This is a genomic window from Curtobacterium sp. Csp1, assembly GCF_013347185.1.
Genome location: NZ_CP054594.1, coordinates 4,085,923 through 4,105,302 on the forward strand (window position 1 = coordinate 4,085,923; position 19,380 = coordinate 4,105,302).

The 19,380-nt window shown below is 73.6% G+C and carries 19 protein-coding genes, 6 pseudogenes and 1 riboswitch; of the genes and pseudogenes, 10 read left to right on the top strand and 15 right to left on the bottom strand.

The window, feature by feature from the left end; translation table 11 throughout:
- Window positions 1-152: 152 nt before the first annotated feature.
- From HUN58_RS19670 to HUN58_RS19680, 3 genes are read left to right on the top strand one after another with little or no spacing between them, the layout of a single operon-like run.
- Window positions 153-947 carry an ABC transporter permease subunit gene (locus HUN58_RS19670; protein WP_254631667.1) on the top strand — a complete coding sequence of 265 codons (795 nt, stop codon included), beginning with the start codon at window positions 153-155 and terminating at the stop codon, window positions 945-947.
- A gap of 32 nt (window positions 948-979) precedes the next feature.
- Window positions 980-1,765 (top strand): ABC transporter permease, encoded by a 786-nt coding sequence (locus tag HUN58_RS19675; protein ID WP_208745689.1) that lies wholly within the window; start codon window positions 980-982, stop codon window positions 1,763-1,765.
- On the top strand, window positions 1,762-2,832 hold the full coding sequence (locus tag HUN58_RS19680; RefSeq protein WP_180224582.1) for an ABC transporter ATP-binding protein: 1,071 nt from the start codon (window positions 1,762-1,764) through the stop codon (window positions 2,830-2,832). Before HUN58_RS19675 ends, HUN58_RS19680 begins: the two co-directional genes overlap by 4 nt.
- Window positions 2,833-2,910: 78 nt before the next feature.
- Here HUN58_RS19680 and HUN58_RS19685 read toward each other — a convergent pair whose 3' ends face one another.
- Window positions 2,911-3,390 (bottom strand): NUDIX domain-containing protein, encoded by a 480-nt coding sequence (locus tag HUN58_RS19685; RefSeq protein WP_114849416.1) that lies wholly within the window; start codon window positions 3,388-3,390, stop codon window positions 2,911-2,913.
- A gap of 58 nt (window positions 3,391-3,448) precedes the next feature.
- Here HUN58_RS19685 and nagB point away from each other — a divergent pair, with 58 nt between their 5' ends.
- A complete protein-coding gene (gene nagB, locus HUN58_RS19690) occupies window positions 3,449-4,234 on the top strand; it encodes a glucosamine-6-phosphate deaminase (RefSeq protein WP_114849417.1) in 786 nt (261 codons plus the stop codon).
- Window positions 4,235-4,273: 39 nt separating this feature from the next.
- On the opposite strand, the gene HUN58_RS19695 is transcribed toward nagB, so the two are convergent.
- Both HUN58_RS19695 and HUN58_RS20990 read right to left on the bottom strand, forming a co-directional pair.
- The gene (locus tag HUN58_RS19695; protein ID WP_208745690.1) at window positions 4,274-5,395 is read right to left on the bottom strand and encodes an aminotransferase class I/II-fold pyridoxal phosphate-dependent enzyme; all 1,122 of its coding nucleotides are present in this window, start codon (window positions 5,393-5,395) and stop codon (window positions 4,274-4,276) included.
- Window positions 5,396-5,693: 298 nt separating this feature from the next.
- Window positions 5,694-6,245: an SDR family NAD(P)-dependent oxidoreductase gene (locus tag HUN58_RS20990; protein WP_368075783.1), complete on the bottom strand. Its 552-nt coding sequence runs from the start codon at window positions 6,243-6,245 to the stop codon at window positions 5,694-5,696.
- Window positions 6,246-6,400: 155 nt separating this feature from the next.
- Here HUN58_RS20990 and HUN58_RS19705 point away from each other — a divergent pair.
- Window positions 6,401-7,159, top strand: a pseudogene (locus tag HUN58_RS19705) (helix-turn-helix transcriptional regulator); the annotation flags it as partial.
- A gap of 46 nt (window positions 7,160-7,205) precedes the next feature.
- On the opposite strand, the gene nagA reads toward HUN58_RS19705, so the two are convergent.
- The 8 genes and pseudogenes from nagA to HUN58_RS19740 all read right to left on the bottom strand — a co-directional run bounded on the left by nagA (window position 7,206) and on the right by HUN58_RS19740 (window position 11,848).
- Entirely contained in the window at window positions 7,206-8,270 is a 1,065-nt protein-coding gene (gene nagA, locus HUN58_RS19710; RefSeq protein ID WP_208745756.1) for an N-acetylglucosamine-6-phosphate deacetylase, read from the bottom strand.
- A gap of 55 nt (window positions 8,271-8,325) precedes the next feature.
- Window positions 8,326-8,490: a hypothetical protein gene (locus HUN58_RS19715; RefSeq protein WP_208745691.1), complete on the bottom strand. Its 165-nt coding sequence runs from the start codon at window positions 8,488-8,490 to the stop codon at window positions 8,326-8,328.
- Window positions 8,457-8,702 carry a hypothetical protein gene (locus HUN58_RS19720; RefSeq protein ID WP_208745692.1) on the bottom strand — a complete coding sequence of 82 codons (246 nt, stop codon included), beginning with the start codon at window positions 8,700-8,702 and terminating at the stop codon, window positions 8,457-8,459. Before HUN58_RS19720 ends, HUN58_RS19715 begins: the two co-directional genes overlap by 34 nt.
- 6 nt (window positions 8,703-8,708) lie before the next feature.
- A complete protein-coding gene (gene purU / locus HUN58_RS19725) occupies window positions 8,709-9,581 on the bottom strand; it encodes a formyltetrahydrofolate deformylase (RefSeq protein ID WP_208745693.1) in 873 nt (290 codons plus the stop codon).
- 101 nt (window positions 9,582-9,682) lie between these two features.
- Complete coding sequence (locus HUN58_RS20370; RefSeq protein ID WP_217488563.1) at window positions 9,683-10,408, bottom strand: MFS transporter; 726 nt, start codon at window positions 10,406-10,408, stop codon at window positions 9,683-9,685.
- Window positions 10,366-10,935 carry an MFS transporter gene (locus tag HUN58_RS20375; RefSeq protein ID WP_368075811.1) on the bottom strand — a complete coding sequence of 190 codons (570 nt, stop codon included), beginning with the start codon at window positions 10,933-10,935 and terminating at the stop codon, window positions 10,366-10,368. The genes HUN58_RS20370 and HUN58_RS20375 overlap by 43 nt, the downstream gene beginning before the upstream one ends.
- 181 nt (window positions 10,936-11,116) lie before the next feature.
- Window positions 11,117-11,377 (bottom strand): annotated as a pseudogene (locus HUN58_RS21225) (MarR family winged helix-turn-helix transcriptional regulator); the annotation flags it as partial.
- A gap of 12 nt (window positions 11,378-11,389) precedes the next feature.
- Complete coding sequence (locus HUN58_RS19740; protein WP_180224587.1) at window positions 11,390-11,848, bottom strand: MarR family winged helix-turn-helix transcriptional regulator; 459 nt, start codon at window positions 11,846-11,848, stop codon at window positions 11,390-11,392.
- A 60-nt stretch (window positions 11,849-11,908) separates the two neighbouring features.
- On the opposite strand from HUN58_RS19740, the gene HUN58_RS19745 reads away from it, so the two are divergent.
- Window positions 11,909-12,685 carry an NmrA family NAD(P)-binding protein gene (locus tag HUN58_RS19745; RefSeq protein ID WP_208745694.1) on the top strand — a complete coding sequence of 259 codons (777 nt, stop codon included), beginning with the start codon at window positions 11,909-11,911 and terminating at the stop codon, window positions 12,683-12,685.
- A gap of 39 nt (window positions 12,686-12,724) precedes the next feature.
- Here HUN58_RS19745 and HUN58_RS19750 read toward each other — a convergent pair whose 3' ends face one another.
- Window positions 12,725-13,138, bottom strand: coding sequence for a DUF2017 family protein (locus HUN58_RS19750; protein ID WP_208745695.1), 414 nt, complete (start codon window positions 13,136-13,138; stop codon window positions 12,725-12,727).
- Window positions 13,135-13,434: an ATP-dependent Clp protease adapter ClpS gene (gene clpS, locus HUN58_RS19755; protein ID WP_180224589.1), complete on the bottom strand. Its 300-nt coding sequence runs from the start codon at window positions 13,432-13,434 to the stop codon at window positions 13,135-13,137. The genes HUN58_RS19750 and clpS overlap by 4 nt, the downstream gene beginning before the upstream one ends.
- Window positions 13,435-13,471: 37 nt before the next feature.
- Window positions 13,472-13,557, top strand: a riboswitch (ZMP/ZTP riboswitch).
- A gap of 59 nt (window positions 13,558-13,616) precedes the next feature.
- On the opposite strand from clpS, the gene glyA reads away from it, so the two are divergent.
- Both glyA and HUN58_RS19765 read left to right on the top strand, forming a co-directional pair.
- The gene (gene glyA / locus HUN58_RS19760; RefSeq protein ID WP_302691048.1) at window positions 13,617-14,900 is read left to right on the top strand and encodes a serine hydroxymethyltransferase; all 1,284 of its coding nucleotides are present in this window, start codon (window positions 13,617-13,619) and stop codon (window positions 14,898-14,900) included.
- A complete protein-coding gene (locus tag HUN58_RS19765; RefSeq protein WP_254631571.1) occupies window positions 14,897-15,835 on the top strand; it encodes a tetrahydrofolate dehydrogenase/cyclohydrolase catalytic domain-containing protein in 939 nt (312 codons plus the stop codon). The genes glyA and HUN58_RS19765 overlap by 4 nt, the downstream gene beginning before the upstream one ends.
- A 197-nt stretch (window positions 15,836-16,032) precedes the next feature.
- Here the strand turns inward: HUN58_RS19765 and HUN58_RS19770 are convergent.
- Both HUN58_RS19770 and HUN58_RS19775 read right to left on the bottom strand, forming a co-directional pair.
- A pseudogene (locus tag HUN58_RS19770) lies at window positions 16,033-17,075 on the bottom strand (galactokinase).
- Window positions 17,072-18,083, bottom strand: a pseudogene (locus HUN58_RS19775) (galactose-1-phosphate uridylyltransferase). Before HUN58_RS19775 ends, HUN58_RS19770 begins: the two co-directional pseudogenes overlap by 4 nt.
- On the opposite strand from HUN58_RS19775, the pseudogene HUN58_RS20825 reads away from it, so the two are divergent.
- A pseudogene (locus HUN58_RS20825) lies at window positions 18,069-18,527 on the top strand (DeoR family transcriptional regulator); the annotation flags it as partial. The pseudogenes HUN58_RS19775 and HUN58_RS20825 sit on opposite strands and share 15 nt — an antisense overlap.
- Before the next feature lie 124 nt (window positions 18,528-18,651).
- Window positions 18,652-19,380 (top strand): annotated as a pseudogene (locus HUN58_RS19785) (hypothetical protein); the annotation flags it as partial.

Below are 19,380 nucleotides of genomic sequence, written 5' to 3' on the forward strand. Positions count from 1 at the left end.
CCGTCACCGCGGGCCCGGCCGCCACGAGCACCGCCCCCGCCGCCGGTGCCGGCCTCGGGACCCGCACCACCACCAAGGCCGCGGCGGGCCTCCGCGCCCGCCGCGGCCCCGGCCTCGCCTGGCTCGGACTCACCCCCTTCGCCGTCTACGTCCTGCTGTTCCTCGCCGTGCCGGCCGTCATCGCGGTCAGCAGCGGGTTCTTCACGGGCGACGGCGCGTTCACGCTCGCGAACCTCGCCGCGTTCGCGGACCCGTCCGTCCTCCGTGCCTTCGGCGGCTCGTTCGGCCTGTCCGCCGTCTCCGCGGTGCTCGGCGCCGTGATCGGGGCCCTCGTCTGCTGGGCGCTCGCCGCGCTCCGACCGGACGGCCTGGTCCGCTCGATGATCGACGCCGCCGCGAGTGTCCTCGCCCAGTTCGGCGGCGTGATGCTCGCGTTCGCGTTCATCGCCACGATCGGCGTCCAGGGGCTGGTCACCACGTGGTTGGTGTCCGCGGCGGGCGTCGACCTCAACGCGAACGGTGCGTTCCTGTACACGGTCCCCGGACTCGTCCTGCCGTACGTCTACTTCCAGGTGCCCCTCATGGTCCTCACGTTCATGCCCGCCCTCGAGGGCGTCAAGACCCAGTGGGGCGAGGCCGCGGCCACGCTGGGCGCCTCCCGCGCCACGTACTGGTGCCGCATCGCCCTGCCCGTGCTCGCGCCGGCCTTCTGGGGGTCGCTGCTGCTCCTGTTCGCGAACGCGTTCTCGTCGTTCGCGACCGCCGCGGCGCTCATCTCGCAGGGCGGCATCGTCCCGCTGACGATCCGCGCGCAGCTCACGAGTGAGACGATCATCGGCCTGCAGAACGTCGCCGGGGTGCTCGCCCTCGGCATGGTGGTCGTGATGGCGGTCGTGATGGGCGCCTACTCGCTGCTCCAGCGACGGGCTGCGCGGTGGCAGCGGTGACCGCCGTCGGCACGCGTCCGTCCCGTGGTCGGGTGACCCGGCCGGGAGGCACGCCCCGCGTCCGCCGCTTCGGCGTCGCCCCGTCACGGGTCACCGCTGCGATCGTGCTCGGCGTGGTCGGCCTCGTGTTCGCCGTCCCGCTCCTCGCGCTCCTGCAGTTCACGTTCCGGCAGGGCACCGACGGGTCGCTGACGCTCGCGCACTACGCCGCGATCCTCGACCCGGCGAACGCGGGCACCTACCAGCCGGTGTTCGACGGCCTGTCCGCGTCCCTGCTCATCGCCGTCATCACGGTGGCGATCGTGCTGTTCGTCCTCCTGCCCGCGCAGGTCGTCACGGCGCTGCGGTACCCGCGGCTGCGGCGGGTGCTCGAGTTCGTCTGCCTGGTCCCGATCACGGTGCCCCTGGTCGTGCTCGTCGTCGGGTTCATCCCCGTGTACCAGGTGGTCGCGCAGCTCCTCGGCTCGGACGCGTGGACGCTGTCCTTCGCGATCGGGATCGTGGCCCTGCCGTTCGCGTTCCGCCCGATCGCGACCGCGCTGACCGCCGTCGACGTCACCACCCTGTCCGAGGCGGCCCGCTCGCTCGGTGCCTCGTGGTGGACCGTGACGTGGCGGATCCTGCTGCCGAACCTCCGCCGCGGCATCACGGCCGCGTGCTTCCTCACGATCACCGTCGCGCTGCTGCTCGTCCAGGGGACCGACCCGTACGTCGCCGCGGTGTTCTCGCTCGCCGCACTGCTGTTCGGGTTCGTGCTGCTCGTCCTCATCGGCCGCGTCGGGACGTCCCGCCGGTCCCGCTCCAAGGAGTCCGCATGACCGTCACCGCGCCCGCCGCCCCGTCGTCCCTCGTCACCGAGGGCGCGACCGTGGAGCTCGAGGCCGTCGAGAAGCACTACGGCACGCACCGCGCCCTCGCCGGGCTGTCCCTCCGCATCGAGCCGGGGGAGTTCGTCTCGCTCCTCGGCCCGTCCGGCTGCGGCAAGACCACGGCGCTCCGGGCCCTCGCCGGGCTCGAGGCGATCGACGCCGGCGCGATCCGCATCGACGGCATCGACGTCGCGCAGACCCCGGTGAACCAGCGCGACATCGGGATGGTGTTCCAGCAGTACTCGCTGTTCCCGCACATGACCGTGCGCCAGAACGTCGCGTTCGGCCTCGAGATGCGGAAGGTCCCCGCCGCCGAGCGTCGCACCCAGGTCGTCGACGCGCTCGACATGGTGCACCTCGGCGAGTTCGCGGACCGGTACCCGCACCAGCTCTCCGGTGGCCAGCAGCAGCGCGTCGCCCTGGCCCGGGCGCTCGTCACCCGCCCCCGGGTCCTGCTGCTCGACGAGCCGCTCTCCGCCCTGGACGCCAAGGTCCGGGTGACCCTGCGCGACGAGATCCGCCGCATCCAGAGCGACCTCGGCATCACGACCGTGTTCGTCACCCACGACCAAGAGGAGGCGCTCGCCGTCTCCGACCGGATCGCGGTGATGCACGCCGGGGACGTCGAGCAGGTCGGGACGCCGGAGGAGCTGTACCGCACCCCCACCTCGGCGTTCACGGCGGACTTCGTCGGGCAGTCGAACCGGCTCCGCGGGGACCTGCGCGGCGGCGACGTGTTCGTGTACGGATTCCGCGTGCCGGCGCTCGACACCGGGGCGGTGGACGGCCCGGTGCTCGCCTACGTCCGGCCGGAGGACGTCGCCTTCGCGTCCGACGGGGTCACCGGCACCGTCGTCGCGTCGAGCTTCCTCGGGTCGATCCGGCGCACCACGGTCCGGCTCGACGACGACACCGTCGTGACCGTCCAGCACGAGGTCGGCGACCGCCGCACCGCCGGGGACGCCGTCGCGCTCCGGCTGCTCGGCGCCCCGGTCGCGACCGCCCCGATCGCGTAGCCCTCGGGGGCGCGACCCGCGCCGTCGTCCACGGGAGGCGCGTGGCGGGCCCGCACCGTGCCTCCCGTCCGGTGCGCGTCAGCGCTCGAAGCGCGCCGCCTGCTCGCCGGACAGCGCCGCGGCGACCCGCGCCCGCATGTCCGCGCTCATCGCGGGCAGCGCGTCGAGCGGTGCCCAGAACGCCTCGGTGTTCTCGCCGTCGGCCGGGGCCGGCGTGCCGGACACGTACCGGCACGTGAAGACCAGGTCGAGGTACTGCGCACGGTCCCCGTTCGGGTACGTCATCTCGGGCAGGACCTGCACCCACGCCAGGCGTTCGGCGACCGCGACGACGTCGGCCTCCTCGAGGACCTCGCGCTCGGCCGCCACCGCGGGTTCCTCGCCCGGGTCGACGATCCCGGTGACCGGGGTGTACGCCCCGGTGTCGGCACGTCGGACGACCAGGAGTTCGCGGTCGGCGCCCTCGCCACGGGTGACCACGGCGGTCACGCCGGTCAGCCAGAGCAGGTCGGTGCCGATCTTCTCGCGCAGGGACAGGACGTACTCGGGGGTGGGCATGCCCCCACGCTACCGACGAACCCTGTTGCGAACTGGTCATGACCAGTAGGGTGGGCGCGTGGAGATCATCATCCTGTCCTCGCCGGCCGAGGTCGGTCGCGTCGCCGCCGCCAAGATCGCCTCGGTCGTCGCCGAGAAGCCGTCCGCCGTCGTCGGGCTCGCCACCGGGTCGAGCCCCCAGGGGATCTACGCCGACCTGCGCCGTCGCGTGCAGGACGGGCAGGTCTCGTTCGCCCAGGCCCGCGGGTTCGCCCTCGACGAGTACGTCGGCATCCCGCTCGACCACCCCGAGTCGTACGCGTCCGTGATCGCCCGCGACGTCGTCGAGCCCCTCGGCTTCGACCCCGCGCGCGTCCGCGTGCCCGACGGCCGGGCCACCGACCTGGCCTTCGCCGCGAAGGAGTACGACGCCGCCATCCGGGCTGCCGGCGGGGTCGACGTGCAGATCCTGGGCATCGGCGCGAACGGGCACATCGGGTTCAACGAGCCGACCTCGTCGTTCGCGTCCCGCACGCGGATCAAGACGCTCGCGCCGTCCACGCGCGAGGCCAACGCGCGCTTCTTCGACTCGCTCGACGACGTCCCGACGCACTGCATGACGCAGGGGCTCGGCACCATCCTCGAGGCGCGCGAGCTCGTGCTCGTCGCGCAGGGGGCGGCGAAGGCGGACGCGGTCGCCGCGGCGGTCGAGGGGCCGCTGTCGTCGTTCGTGCCGGGGTCGGCGCTGCAGCTGCACGAGCACGCCACCGTGGTGGTCGACGAGGAAGCGGCGGCCGGCCTGCAGCTCGCCGACTACTACCGGTACACGTACAACCACAAGCCGGAGTGGCAGCGGTTCGAGTGACGCCCCGGCGCGGGCACGGGCTCCAGGCCCGGGCTCGGGTCAGCGGGCGGCGGACAGGCGCGCGAGGCCCTCGCGCAGCGTCTCCTCGGAGCAGCCGAAGTTGAGCCGGGCGTGCCCGGTGCCCTGGCGTCCGAAGTCGCGCCCGTTCGACAGCGCCACCTTCGCCTGGTCGACCAGGAGTCGAGCGGGCTCGTCGCCCCACGGCAGCGCCCGCAGGTCGAGCCACGCCAGGTAGGACGCCTGCGGCTGCCGGTACCCGGCACCGGGCAGTGCCGTCCCGAGCTCCTCGGCCAGGACCCGTCGGTTCGCGGCGAGCTCGGCCAGCAGCGACGCCAGCCAGGGTTCACCGTCGTGGAACGCCGCCACGCTCGCGGTGTAGCCGAGGATCCCGGTCCGCTCGACGACCTCGACCGGCAGGCCGTCGAACCACCCGCGGGCACGGTCCGATGCGCCGACCATGAGCGCGCACTTCGTCCCGGCGAGGTTCCAGGCCTTGCTCGCGCTCGTCAGGGACACCGCGTCGGCGTGGGTGAGCGGCGCGTGGATCTCGTCGGACACCACCACGGCGTCCCACTCCGCCGCGAGCCGGGCCAGCGCGACGAGTGCCTCCCGGGCGTGCACGAGGCCGAGGGGGTTGTGCGGGTTGCAGAGCAGGACCGTCCGGGCACCCGCCGCGAGCGCCGCGGCGATGCCGTCCAGGTCCATCCGCCAGCCGGCCGTCGTGTCGTACGGGTCCGGGTCGCCGGCCGGCGGGAGCAGCGGCACCTCGGTGACGGTGCCGCCGGCCTCGCGCACGTAGTCCCAGAACGGCGGGTAGACGGGCGGCATCACGACGACCTGGTCACCGGGGGCGATGACCCGGCGGAGCACCTCGACCGCCGCGACCGAGACGTCCGTCGTCGTGCGGACCAGGTCCGGGTCGACCTCCCACCCCCACCGGCGCCCGGCGAAGTCGGCGAACACCTCGGGGAGCACCCGCGTGTGCCCGACGTACCCGGTGTCCCCGTTCGTGACGGCCCGCACGAGGGCGTCCCGGACCGGCTCGGCGGGCACGGAGTCCATCTCGGCGACGAACATCGGCAGCACGTCGGCGGGGTACGCGGTGTACTTCTCGCTCGTGCGGTCGCGGTGGGCATCGAACGGCGAGACCATGACGCTCATGTGCCCAGCCTGGCACCGCGGGCACTGGTCAGGCGAACGTCGCGCCGGTCAGTTCCTCGGACAGGTCCCACACCCGCGCCGCGTCCGCCTCGCTCCGCAGCGGTCGCCAGAGCGCGTGCCGGCCCGGGGCGCCGCCGACGTTCCCGGGGCCGAGCGGACCGTGGAGCGCGCCGTCGCGGCCGGCCGGGTCGGTCGCCGCGAGCAGTGCCGGCCGACGCGGTGTCCCCGGAACGGCCGAGCTCCGGACGGGCGGCGAGCAGGCTCGTCGGCGCGACGCCGGGGTGCGCGAGGTTGCTCGTCACACCCCAGCCGTGCCGGCGGCTGCGTCGGGCGAGTTCGAGCCCGAAGAGCCCGAAGGCGACCTTCGACTGCTGGTAGGCACGCATGCCGTGGTAGCTGCGCTCCCAGTTCGGGTCGTCCCAGTGCACCGAGCCGCTCCGCGCCGCGACGCTGATCTGGGAGACGACGTGGCCGCGCGCCGCGCGCAGCAGGGGGAGGAGCCCGGCGACCAGGGCGTCTGCCGCTCGGGCGGGGTCATCACGCCCGCGTTGCCCACGAGCAGGTCGACGGGGGTCCCCGCGTCGACCATCGAGCGGGCGAAGGCGCGCACGGAGTCGAGCGACGACAGGTCGAGCGTCCCGAGGGTCACCGAGGCACCGGGGTGCTCGCGGAGCACCTGGGCCCGCGCGGCCTCGCCCTTGGCGGTGTTCCGGACCGGCAGGACGACCGCCGCACCGGCTCCGGCGAGGGCGGTGGCGATGCCCAGGCCGATCCCGTCGCTGGCACCGGTCACCACGGCGGTCTGCCCGTCCAGGCGGGGGAGGGAGATCTCGATCGGTCGTCTCGGCACGGTGTGCTCCTCGTCGTCGGCCCCCGGTCGTCCCGGGTCGTCCCCAGCGTGCCGCGGCGCCGCCGGTCGAACCAGGACCTGTCGGACCGTGGCTCCCGGGTCCGTGTCCCGCGATGATGGGCACGTGATCGATCGACCGGGACTGGGCGCCTTCCCTGCCGCCGGGCCAGCGCCGTCGGACCGACGGCCTGCGACGCGAGGAGGTCGCGACGCTCTGCCACATGTCGGCCGACTACTACGCCCGGCTCGAGCGGGGCACCGGGCCGCACCCGTCCGAGCAGATGGTCGCCGCGATCGCGCAGGGACTGCACCTGAGCCGGGCCGAGCGGGACCACGTGTTCCGCCTGGCCGGGCACCGACCGCCGGACCACGGCGCCGGGACGGACCACGTCGGCCCGGGCATGATGCGGATCTTCGACCGGCTCGTCGACACCCCGGCCGAGGTCGTGTCGGAGCTCGGCGAGACCCTGCTGCAGACCCCCCTGGCGGCGGCGCTGTTCGGGGACGCGCGCGAGCGGCAGGGACGTGCGCGGTCGATCGGCTGGCGGTGGTTCACCGACCCGGACGCCCGCACCCTGTTCCCCCCGGAGGACCGGGACGCCACGGGGCGGCTCTACGTCTCGTCGCTCCGCGAGATCGCCGCGCGTCGGGGCCCCGGGTCGACCGCGGCCGGGTTGGCCACGGCGCTGCTCGAGCGTTCGGAGGAGTTCCGGGCGCTCTGGGACGAGCAGGAGGTCGGGCTCGTCCCGGGTTCGGTGAAGCGCTACGACCACCCCGACGTGGGGCGGCTCGAGCTGCAGTGCCAGATGCTGCTCGACCCGGAGCAGGCCCACGTGCTGCTCGTCTACACGGCGGAACCGGGGACGGTGAGCCACGAGCGGCTCCGCCTGCTGTCCGTCCTCGCACCCGCCTGAACGAGCGCCGCCCGCTCGTCAGCGCCGGGTCGCCAGCGCCGTGTGGTCAGGGCAGGTGCTCCCCGGCGCCCCACACCCGCTGCACGTGCAGCTCGGGTGACAGCGCCACGAGGTCGGCCGCGTACCCGGGCGCGATCCGACCCAGCCGGTCGCCGAGCCCGAGCGCGGCGGCGGGGACGGAGGTGAGCGCTCCCACGGCGTCGGGCAGCGACGCCCCTGCTTCCGCCACGGCGAGTCGCAGCGCCCGGTCCTGGGTCAGCGTCGACCCGGCGATCGTGTCCGTGCCGGCGACCCGCGCGACGCCTTCCACCACCTCGACGCTGAGCGACCCGAGCGCGTACGAGCCGTCCGGCGACCCGGCCGCGGCCATCGCGTCCGTGATGAGCGCGACCCGCCCCGGTGCCCCGCGGAGCAGGACCCGGGCGACCGCGGGGTGCACGTGCACACCGTCGAGGATGAGCTCGAGCGTCACCCGGTCGTCCTCGAGTGCCGCGGCGATCGGGCCCGGCGTCCGGTGGTGCAACCCCGGCATGGCGTTGCACGCGTGGGTGAGCAGTGTGGCGCCCGCGTCGAACGCGGCACGGGCCTGGTCGTACGAGCAGACGGTGTGCCCGACGGCGACGACCACCCCGGCGTCGACGAACCGGCGGACGGCGTCGATCGCCCCCGGCAGCTCCGGCGCGATGGTGACCTGGCGGAGGACCCCGGCGCCGGCGTCGAGGAGGGCGTCGACGACGTCGGGCGTGGGGTCGACCAGGAACGACTCGTTGTGCGCGCCCTTGTTGTGCGGCGACAGGAACGGTCCCTCGAGGTGGGCACCGAGGACGAGCGGGTCGGTCGCGGCGACGGTTCGGATACGCTCGAGGGACGCCACGAGCGAGGGCAGCGGGTTCGCGACGAGGGACAGCACCGAGCGGGTCGTGCCGTGTGCGCGGTGGACGGCGAGGGCGGCGTCGAACGCCTCGTCCTCGTAGGCGGCGCCGGCACCCCCGTGGCCGTGCAGGTCGACGAACCCGGGCGTCAGGACGGCGTCACCGAGGTCGAGCACCTCCGTCGCCTCGGGTGCTGCGGGGCCGGAGCCGACCGCCTCGATGACGGCACCGGCGAGCAGGACCCAGCCGCCTCCAGGCCGGAGCCCGGAACGGAACCCGAACCCGACACGTCGCTCACGCCGTCTCCCGACGGAACGCGACCACCCCGGACAGCGCGGCCACCACGATGAAGACCAGTCCGACCACCGGGTGCCCGAGCGACACCCACGCCGCACCGGCTGCGATGACGAGTGCGACCTCGACGATCACCTTGCCGACCACGTCCGTGTCGATCGGCACAGCGGCGCCCCGACCATGAACAGCACGCCCGGGAACGGGAACGGCCACGCCAGGTAGCCCCAGTACGCCAGGGACAGCAGGCCGAACGCGCACACGACCACCCGCAGCACGGTCCACGCGGACACGGGCGGGGACGGCCGACGGGATGCGGCCGGCTCGGTGGGCGGCGGGACCTCGCCCCAGTCGACCGGGCTCTGCGGTGCGTTCGTCATGTGGTCCTACTTGAAGATGATCGTGCGGGCGCCGTCGAGGAGCACGCGGTCCTCGGCGATCCAACGCACCGCCTGGGTGAGCGTGCGGGACTCCTCGTCCTGGCCGATGGACACGAGCTCGGACGGGTCCTTGGTGTGGTCGACCCGGACCACGTTCTGCTCGATGATCGGGCCTTCGTCGAGGTCGCTCGTCACGAAGTGGGCCGTCGCACCGATGAGCTTGACGCCGCGGGCGTGCGCCTGCCGGTAGGGGTTCGCCCCCTTGAAGCCGGGCAGGAACGAGTGGTGGATGTTGACCGCCCGACCCTGCAGTGCCGCGCAGAGCTCCGGCGACAGGATCTGCATGTAGCGGGCCAGGACGACGAGCTCGATGTCGTGCTCGTCGACGGCGTCGAGGATGCGCTGCTCCATCGCCTGCTTCGAGGCCGGGTCGGTGACGGGCCGGTGCTCGAACGGGACGGAGTAGAACGACGCCAGACCGGCGAGCTCCGGGTGGTTCGACAGGACGAGCGGGACCTCGATCGGGAGCTGCCCACCCCGCTGCCGGTAGAGCAGGTCGTTCAGGCAGTGCCCGGCCTTCGACACGAGCACGAGCGTGCGCATCGGCCGGCCGACGACGTCGAGCTGGACGCGGGCGTCGTAGCGTTCGACCACGGGGGCGAGCGCCTGCTCGAAGGCCGCCCGGTCGACGGGGGCCATGACCTGCAGGCGCATGAAGAACGTGTTCGTGTCGGCGCTCGAGAACTGCTGCGACTCGGTGATGTTGCCGTTCGCCGCCACGACGGCTCCGGACACGGCGTGCACGATCCCGGGACGGTCGTCGCAGACGAGCGTGAGGGTCCAGTGCGTCGGGGTCTGGTGCGCGGCCGGGGTGGGCACGTTCCGGCGGGTATCGGACGCCGGGTCGGGACATCACGGCCGCCGGGCAGCCGCCGCGCACTGACGGGAGGCCCGTGGCCCGCCCGCTCCGCCGCCCCCCGTCAGCGCGTGGTCGCCCGGGCGAGCGCCCGGTCGGCGAGCGTCAGCACGCTGAGGAGCACGCCGACCCCGAGCATCACCCACGCCAGCACGTGCAGGTCCGGCGTGGTGGGCGCCTGTCCGAACACGCCGCCGATCAGCGAGGACGCCGCGATCGCGCCGATGTAGATGCTGGTCCGCGACAGCCCGGCGGCCGTCCCGATGTACTCCGACGGCACGACCCTGTAGAGCGCCGCCTGGTTCGACACGGACGCCAGGGCCTGCGGCACCCCGAACAGTGCCGGCACCACGAGCAGCAGCACGAGGGGCGACCCGGCGTGCAGGAGCAGCAGGAGCCCGGCACCGAGCAGGGGGGTGAGCGCCGCGACGACGAGGGGCCCGCGGATCGCGGTCTTGCGGGCGACGAGGAACGACACGACCCCGGCGACGACCGCGGCGGGCAGCTGCAGGTACCCGGCGACGTCGCTCGGGTAGCCCGCCACGTCCTGCACCCACTGCGAGAACCCGTAGGTCATCGTGTAGGCGAGCAGGTAGGTCAGGAACAGCCGCGCGTAGGTCCGGGACAGCGCGCCGTTCCGGACAAGCAGCCGGACGTCGACGAACGGCTGCGCCGCCGCGAGCAGCCACCAGAGCCCGGCGGCCAGGTCGAGCAGGAACACGAGCAGGGCCGAGACCGCGCCGGTCATCAGCAGCATGCCCACCGGGTCGAGCGCGGTGCGGACCGGCACCCGGTCGGTGTCCTGCGGGCGGAGCCGGTCGGAGGGCAGCCACATCGCCGCGACGACGATCCCGAAGGCCGCGCGATGAGCGCACCGCCGAGGGGCGGTCCGGCTGCGGCGGACACGAGCGAGGTGATCGACAGCGCACCGAGCACGAGGGGCGGTGTGGGCTTCCCGATCCGTGCGGAGTGCTGGCGCAGCGTGGTGAGCGCCGCCGGGTACGCCGACGAGGTACCGATGCCGATGAGCACGCGCGCGGTCACGGCACCACCGAACCCGGTCAGGACCTCGGGCACGACCCCGGCGACGCCGACGACGACGAGCCCGGCCAGGAAGACCTTCTTCGGCCCGAACCGGTCGGCGAGCTTCCCCATCGTGGGCTGGGCGACCGCGCTCGCCAGGTACAGGGCGGCGACGAGCCAGATCGCCTGCGACGCCCCGATGCCGAGGTCCCGCGAGATCGGCGCGAGGGCGACGGAGACCATCGTCGTGTTGATCGGGTTGAGGAGCGGCCCGACCAGGACCGGGATCAGCAGTTTCGGGCCGAAGCCGCTGCCGCCGTCCGGGGACGCGACGGTGGGCGTGGGGGAGGTCGAGGTGGACGTGGTGGGGCTTCTTCCGGGTCAGGCTTCGGTGAGCGGGGGCCGCGAGCCGGTCGGCGAGCACGCGGGCGCGCGTGGCCCAGGCGTCCTCGCGGGCGCGGGAGCCGGTGTCCGTCGCGCGGACGAGCGTCCGACGGCCGTCGTCCGGGTCCGGTCGGCGCTCGACCAGTCCGAGGTCGACGAGTGCCTGGACGGTCGCGCCCATGGACTGCGGTCGGACGCCCTCGGCACGGGCGAGGTCGGCGACGGTGGACTCACCGTGGCGCAGCAGCCGGCCGAGCGCGGCGGTCTGAGCAGGTCGCCGGCGAGCTCCTCGGATGATTCCACACCGGAACGGTACTCCTCCCGCAGGAGAACTTGCAAGGCTACCTTGCAGTCCTGTCGGGGCTCAGGCGAGTCCGTCCGCCCGTCCGCTGACCGTCCCGTCGGTCGTGAAGGGGCGCAGGGCGCGCGCCACCGACTCGCCGCCGTCGGGGAACCACGTGTTGCTGGCCAGGACGCGTGGCCAGGCCGCGGCGAGCAGCTCGCGTCCGGCGTCCGTCAGGTGCAGCCGGGAGGCTCGTCCCCGACCGGGTGCAGCACCGCGCGCCACGAGTCCCCGCGTCGCGAGCGACTCGACCAGGCTGCCCATGCTCTGCGCGCGGACCCCCACCGCCCGCGCGAGCTCGGCCTGGTTGAGCTCGTCGGCGGCGGCGAGCTGCACGAGTGCGCCGAAGCCGACGGGGGTCAGGCCGAGGGGCGCGAGTTCCTCGTCGAGGCGGCGGGCGAGCTCGCGCGCGGCACGGACGACCGTCCACGCGGCGATCGCGTCCACGTCGTCGTGGGTCACCGAGAAGTCGCTGGACACGCACCGATGGTACCGGCGTACCGTCGAGTAACAGGAAACTGATACCGAAGGAGGAGCACCGTGACCGAGACCATCGCCATCACCGGGGTCACCGGCGACGTCGGCGGGAAGACCCTCGAGCTGCTGCACGCCGAGGGTGTCCAGGTTCGCGCCGTCGTCCGCCGTCAAGACCAGGCCGAGCGGCTCCGTGCACGGGGCGTCGACGCGCGGCTCGCGGACCTCGACGACCTCGACGCCCTGACCCGGGCGCTCGACGGCGTCGACCGGTTCTTCCTCGTCACCCCGGTCAGCGAGCGGCAGGCCGAGCAGGGGGCGACCGGCGTCCGGGCGGCCCAGTGCGCGGGGGTCCCGCGGGTCGTGCACCTGTCCGGGGGCGACGCCGCCGAGCACTCCCCGATGCGGGACGGCGTGGACGATCCTGCACCCGTCGGCCTTCATGACGAACCTGCTGCCCTCCGCGCCGGCGATCCGTCGCGGCTGGTTCCCGCACACCACCGGCCGCGGCCGCGCCGGGTGGATCGGCACGACGGCACCGAACCGGTGCTCACCGGCCCGGCGTCCCTCGACGCGCACGGCATCGCCGTCGAGCTGACCGCCGGCCTCGGGCGACGCGTCCGGCCGCTGCACCTGCCGAGCCGCGTGTACCGCGCCGTGGTCCGCGCCGGCGGCGTGCCCGCCTGGCAGGCCGAGGGCCTCCGCCAGCAGTTCGGGCGGGTGCTCCGACGGGGTCTCGACGGCGTCGACGTGATGCGCGACGACGTCGCCCGGATCACCGGGACCGCGCCGCGCCCGCTCCGGGCGTGGGCGGCCGACCACCGCGACGACCTGCTCGGGTGAGGTGCGGGGCGGACGTGCCCCGTGCCTCCCGGCCGGTCGTCAGCGCGCGGACGTGAGCGTCGCGACCAGGTGTTCCTGCACGAACCCGAGCCAGTCGTAGACGTCCCGCAGACCGACACCGGCGTCGCCGGTGTACGACGACTCCTCGGTCGCGGCGTCGACGATGCCGAGCCGCTCCACGCCGTCCCGCGCCCCGGTCGCCCACGCCAGGACGACCCCGGCGTTCGTGGTCTTCTGCGCCAGCAGGTCCGACCGCGTGTACTGCGCGAACTCGGCGCTCGCCTCGGGGTCCTGCGGGTAGGCGTCCGGGAACATCCGCGACGCGACCGGGTCGTCCGTCAGGTCGCCGTCGAGCACCTGCTGCAGCTGCTCCGTCAGGCTCGCGAGCAGGGCGCGCTCGCCGGAGGACAGGCCGAGGTGCACGCCGTCCCGCCGCCGCACGAACGGGATCACGCGTCTCCTCCCGGCGCCCGCTCGACCGTGGCCTGCAGGCCGAAGCCGTGCAGCGCCTCGACGTGGCGCTCCATCGCCTCGCGCGCGCCGCTCGCGACGATCGCCCGCCCGTCGACGTGCACCTGGCGCATCAGGTGGTCCGCGCGGTCGTGGCTGAAGCCGAAGTAGCTCTGGAAGACGTACGTCACGTAGGACATGAGGTTGACCGGGTCGTCCCACACCACCGTCGTCCACGGCACGTCGTACCGGGCGCGGAGATCGGTGCGTTCGTCGAGCTCCGGGCTGCTCAGGGTCATGCGACAAGGGTGACACGAACCGACCGGCTCGGTACGATCGACGGGTCGCGACTGGCGTTGGATGGGTCACCATCGGGGAGCGACACCTGACACGGAGCGCGGCCGTACGCCTGGGCCGCGCCCACCAGTCCACCTCGTCGTGCACGCGCGCGACGGAACAGACAACGAGGAGTCCCGTGTCCATCACCGATCTGCCCGCTGCGTCCACGCAGTCGACGTTCAACGCCCCGCTCAGCGCGGTCGACCCCGAGATCGCCAAGGTGCTCGAGCAGGAGCTCGGCCGCCAGCGCGACACCCTCGAGATGATCGCGTCCGAGAACTTCGTCCCGCGCGCCGTGCTCGAGTCGCAGGGGTCCGTCCTGACGAACAAGTACGCCGAGGGCTACCCGGGCAAGCGCTACTACGGCGGCTGCGAGTTCGTCGACGTCGCCGAGCAGCTCGCCATCGACCGGGCGAAGGCCCTGTTCGGCGCCGAGTACGCGAACGTCCAGCCGCACTCCGGCGCCAGCGCGAACGCCGCGGTCCTGCACGCCATCGCCTCCGCCGGGGACACCATCCTGGGCCTCGAGCTCGCGCACGGCGGTCACCTGACCCACGGCATGAAGCTCAACTTCTCCGGCCGCATCTACAACGCCGTGTCGTACGGCGTCGACCCGGAGACGTTCGAGGTCGACTACGACGACATCCGCGCCAAGGCCGTCGAGCACCAGCCCAAGGTGCTCATCGCCGGATGGTCGGCCTACCCCCGCCAGCTCGACTTCGCGAAGTTCCGCGAGATCGCGGACGAGGTCGGCGCGACCCTCTGGGTGGACATGGCGCACTTCGCGGGCCTCGTCGCCGCGGGCCTGCACCCGTCGCCCCTGCCGCACGCCCACGTCGTGTCGTCGACCGTGCACAAGACCCTCGCCGGTCCGCGCTCGGGCATCATCCTGTCCAACGACGAGTCGCTCTTCAAGAAGCTCAACTCGGCCGTGTTCCCGGGCCAGCAGGGCGGTCCGCTCATGCACGTGATCGCCGCCAAGGCCACCGCGTTCCTGCTCGCCGCGCAGCCCGAGTTCAAGGACCGCCAGGAGCGCACGCTCCGCGGTGCCCGTCTGCTGGCGGACCGCCTCACGCAGGCCGACGCGAAGGCCGCCGGCATCGACGTCCTCACCGGCGGCACCGACGTGCACCTGGTGCTCGTCGACCTGCGCGAGTCCGAGGTCGACGGCAAGCAGGCCGAGGACCTGCTGCACCAGGTCGGCATCACCGTGAACCGCAACTCCGTGCCGTTCGACCCGCGCCCGCCGATGGTCACCTCCGGTGTCCGCATCGGCACCCCGGCGCTGGCGACCCGCGGGTTCGGCGACGCCGAGTTCACCGAGGTCGCGGACATCATCGCGCTGACGCTCATGCCGAACCCGGACATCGCGGCGCTCTCGGCCCGGGTGAAGGCGCTGGCCGACGCGTTCCCGCTGTACGCGTGAGCGCCGCGCCCTCGATCGCGCCCCTGCCGCGCGAGCGCTGGGCGGGTGAGGGCAGTGCCGTCCGCATCGACGGCACCGCCCTCGCCGCCCGCACGCTCGACGACCTGAAGGTCCGGATCGACCGGCTGCACGACCACGGGTTCCGACCCGGTCTCGGCACGATCATGGTCGGGCAGAACCCGGGCTCGGTGTCGTACGTCGCCGGCAAGCACAAGGACTCGGCGCAGATCGGGCTCGACTCGGTCCGCATCGACCTGCCCTCGTCCGCGAGTGCCGCCGACATCCGTGCGGCGATCCTGCAGATGAACGACGACCCCCGGGTCACGGCGTTCATCGTGCAGCTCCCGCTGCCGCAGGGCATCGACCCGATCCCGATGCTCGAGCTGATGAACCCGGCGAAGGACGCCGACGGCCTGCACCCGACGAACCTCGGGGAGCTCGTCCTCGCGGTCCCCGGCGGTGCGGGCACGATCGACGCCCCGCTGCCGTGCACCCCGCGCGGCATCGTCGCGATGCTCGAGGCCTACGACGTCCCGATCCGCGGCCAGCACGTGACGATCATCGGGCAGGGACTCACCGTCGGCCGCCCGCTCGGGCTGCTGCTCACCCGGCTCGAGGCCACGGCCACGCTGACACACTCGCTGACCGAGGACGTCGCCGCCGAGTGCCGTCGCGCGGACATCATCGTCGCCGCGGCCGGGGTCGCCCGGCTCGTCCAGCCGGACTGGGTGCAGCCCGGGGCGGCCGTGATCGACGTGGGCATCAGCCGCATCGTGGACCAGGACACGGGCAAGGCGAAGCTGCACGGCGACGTCGACCCCGCGGTGGCGTCCGTCGCGGGGTTCCTCTCGCCGACACCGGGCGGCGTCGGGCCGATGACCCGGGCGATGCTCATGAAGAACGTCGTCGAGGCCGCCGAGCGCCACCTGCACTAGCCGGCGCCGCCGCGGCGAGGCCCTTCGCACAACCGCAAGCAGCTCGCGCCACGGATTTCCGTGGCGCGAGCTGCTTCTGGTTGTGCGAAAGCGATCGCCGCGCCGCGATCGCCGCGCCGCGGGCGCCGCGCCGCGATCGCCGCGCCGCGGGCGCCGCGCCGCGCCGCCCGCGCCGCGCCGCCCGCGCCCGCCGCGCGTCAGTCGCGCCGGGCGCCCTGCGCCGCGTGCACCGTGAACACGTTCGGCTCACGGTACCCGGTCGCGGCGAAGGCGGCCGTGACGGCGTCCGTGATCGTGCCACGGGCCTCCTGGTCGACCAGCGCGATCGCCGCACCGCCGAAGCCGCCACCGGTCATCCGCGCGCCGACCGCACCGTGCGCCATCGCGGTCTCGACCGCCAGGTCGAGCTCCGGCACCGAGATCTCGAAGTCGTCACGCATCGACTCGTGCGAGGCGACGAGCAGCGACCCGATCGCCCGCGGTCCCTGCTCGCGCAGCGTGCGCACCGTGTCGAGGACGCGCTGGTCCTCGGTCACGATGTGGCGGACGCGACGGAAGGTCTCCGCGCAGCGCCTCGACGCCCATCGCTGCCGCGCCGCGCTCGCACGAGTCGCGCCGGGCCTTGTAGCCGCCGGTGGCGTGCGCGTGCTCCACGCGGGTGTCGATCACCAGGACCTCGAGGCCGTTCGACTCGAGCGCCAGGTCCACCACGGCGGTGTCGAGCGTCCGGCAGTCCAGGAACACGACCGCGTCCTGCTCGCCGAGGAGCGACGCCGACTGGTCCATGATGCCGGTCGGGGCACCGACGGCGTGGTTCTCGGAGTACTGCCCGACGCGGGCCAGCTGCTTGCGTGAGAGGCCGAGGTCCCACAGGTCGGTGAACGCCAGCGCCACGCCGCACTCGATCGCGGCGCTCGACGACGGACTTGCCGGACAGGTCCGCACCGGCCTGCTCGCGGAGCGCCCACGCGATGCCGAAGACGTACGCCGACCAGCCGCTCATGCGCGACGGGTCGAGCTCGTCGAGGGAGAGCTCGTGCACCGCGTCGGGCTCGAACGCCGACGCGACCCGGAGCAGACGGTCGTCCCGCTGCCCGATCGACGCGACGGTCCGCCGGTCGATCGCGAAGGGCAGGACGTACCCGTCGTTGTAGTCGGTGTGCTCGCCGATCAGGTTGACCCGACCCGGCGCGGAGTACCGCACCGACGGCTCGTACCCGTAGACCTGCTGGAACGTCATGCGCGTTCGATCCCTCCTCGGATGAACTCGGCCGCCTTCTCGGGCACGAGGTCCCCGATCCAGGCGCCCATGGCGGCTTCGCTGCCGGCCAGGAACTTCAACTTGTCCGTCGCCCGACGCGGCGAGGTGATCTGCAGCATCAGGCGCACGGTGTCCCGCGCGACGTGCACCGGCGCCTGGTGCCAGGCGGCGATGTACGGCGTGGGGGTGTCGTACAGCGCGTCGAGGCCGCGGGTCCAGCCCGGCGAAGTCCGGCACGTGCCGGTGCGGGAGCATGTGGACCTCGATCGGCCAGCGCGCGGCGAACGGCACGAACGCCGTGAAGTGCTCGCCCTGCAGCACGACGCGATCCGAGCTCCGCTCGTTCGCCAGGTGCTGCTCGAACAGGTCCGGACCGAAGCGCTCGATCGACGCGAGCAGGCGCTGCGTGCGCGGGGTGACGTACGGGTACGAGTAGATCTGCCCGTGCGGGTGGTGCAGCGTGACGCCGATCGCCTCGCCGCGGTTCTCGAACGGGAACACCTGCTGGATGCCGGGCAGGGCCGAGAGTGCGGCGGTGCGGTCCGCCCACGCCTCGACCACGGTGCGGGCACGCGACTCGGAGATGGATGCGAGCTGGCGGTTCAGGCCGACGTCGGACAGCGACTCGAGCGACTCGGGGGCGTCCTCGGCCTCGAGCAGCGGCCCGAACGACGGCGACCGGTTCTCGAACACCGCGACGTCGTACCGGCTCGGGATCTCGGAGGGGTTCGCGGCCGTCTGCGGCGCGAGCGGGTCCTGGTCGGCGGGCGGCAGGAACACTCGGTTCTGCCGGCTCGCCGCGATCGACACCCACTCGCCCGTCAGGACGTCCTGCCGCATCCGCGCGGTCTCGGGTCGGGGGCTGCGCTCGGCGGGCAGCTGCGTGTCGGCGTCGTCGAAGTAGATGAGCTCGCGGCCGTCGGCGAGCGTCGTCAGTTGCGAAAGTCTCCGTAAGTGCGCGAAACTGCAACCGTGAGCGCTGACGATCTGTCCTTCCTCGCCGGCGCCCTCCCGGCACCCCTGCGGCAGGACCGCATCGTCTCCATCGTCGAGGGCGCGCCCGGACTCGTCCGGACCGCCGCCCTGGCCGCGGCCCTGGGCACGAGTGAGGTGACGGTCCGCCAGGACCTCGCCACGCTCGAACTGGAGGCACGGATCCGGCGGGTGCGCGGCGGTGCCGTCCGCCTCGGGGTCACCTCCGGCGAGCGGCCCCTCGAGGAGACCGCGGTCGAGCACCAGGTCGAGAAGGCGGCCATCGGCCGCGCGGCGGCCGACCTCGTCCGCTCCGGCCAGTGCGTCGTGCTCGACGTCGGCACGACCCCGGCTGCGGTGGCGACGGCGCTCGTGGCGCGGGCGGACCTGGCCGACCTGACGATCGTGACGAACTCGCTCACCACGGCCCTCACGCTCGAACCCGCCGTGCCGCGGTTCACCGTCGTCGTCACCGGCGGGACCCTGCGGCCGCTCCAGCACTCGCTCGTCGCGCCGTTCATGGGTGCCGTGCTGCCCGCACGGTCTGACGAACGTCAACCTGCCGGAGACCGAGGCGAAGCGGATGCTCGCCGCGACGGCCCGGCGTACCGTCGTGGTGGCGGACGGCTCGAAGTTCGGCCGGGTACACCTCGGTGTCGTCCGTCCGCTCCAGGACATCGACGTCGTCGTCACCGCCGGCACCACGGCGGACGCGGTCGCCCCGATCCGGGCGGCGGGCGTCCGGGTCGTCGTCGCCGACGGGGACGGCCGCATGACCGCAGCAGCACCCACCGGGGGGCAGTACCACCTCCGTCACGCCGGACAGGACGGGGTCGTCGAGGCCGTCACCGAGGTCGCCGCGGGCATCCGCGAGCTCCGGGTCGCTGGCTTCGACCTGACCGAGCCCTTCCCCGTCACCTCGGCCCCGCCCGGCGCGGACGGCATCGTGCTCGTGCCGTGGCCGAACCGGGTCGCCGGCGCCGTGTGGGAGCTCGACGGGAAGCGGCAGCAACTCGACGTCTCGGAGCCGAAGTACGGCAACGCCTCGCACGGCCTGCTCCGGTTCTCGCCGTACCGCGTCGTCTCGCAGACCGAGTCGGCGATCGAGCAGCAGGCCACGGTCCACCCGCAGCACGGCTGGCCCTTCACGCTCGAGACCCGCGTGCACCACGAGCTCGTCGAGGACGGCATCCGGGTGACGCACACGATCGTCAACCGCTCGGGCGTCCGGGCGCCGTTCGCGGTGGGGGCGCACCCGTACCTGCGGGCGGGCGACACCCCAGCCGAGGACCTCGTCGTGACGCTCGACGCC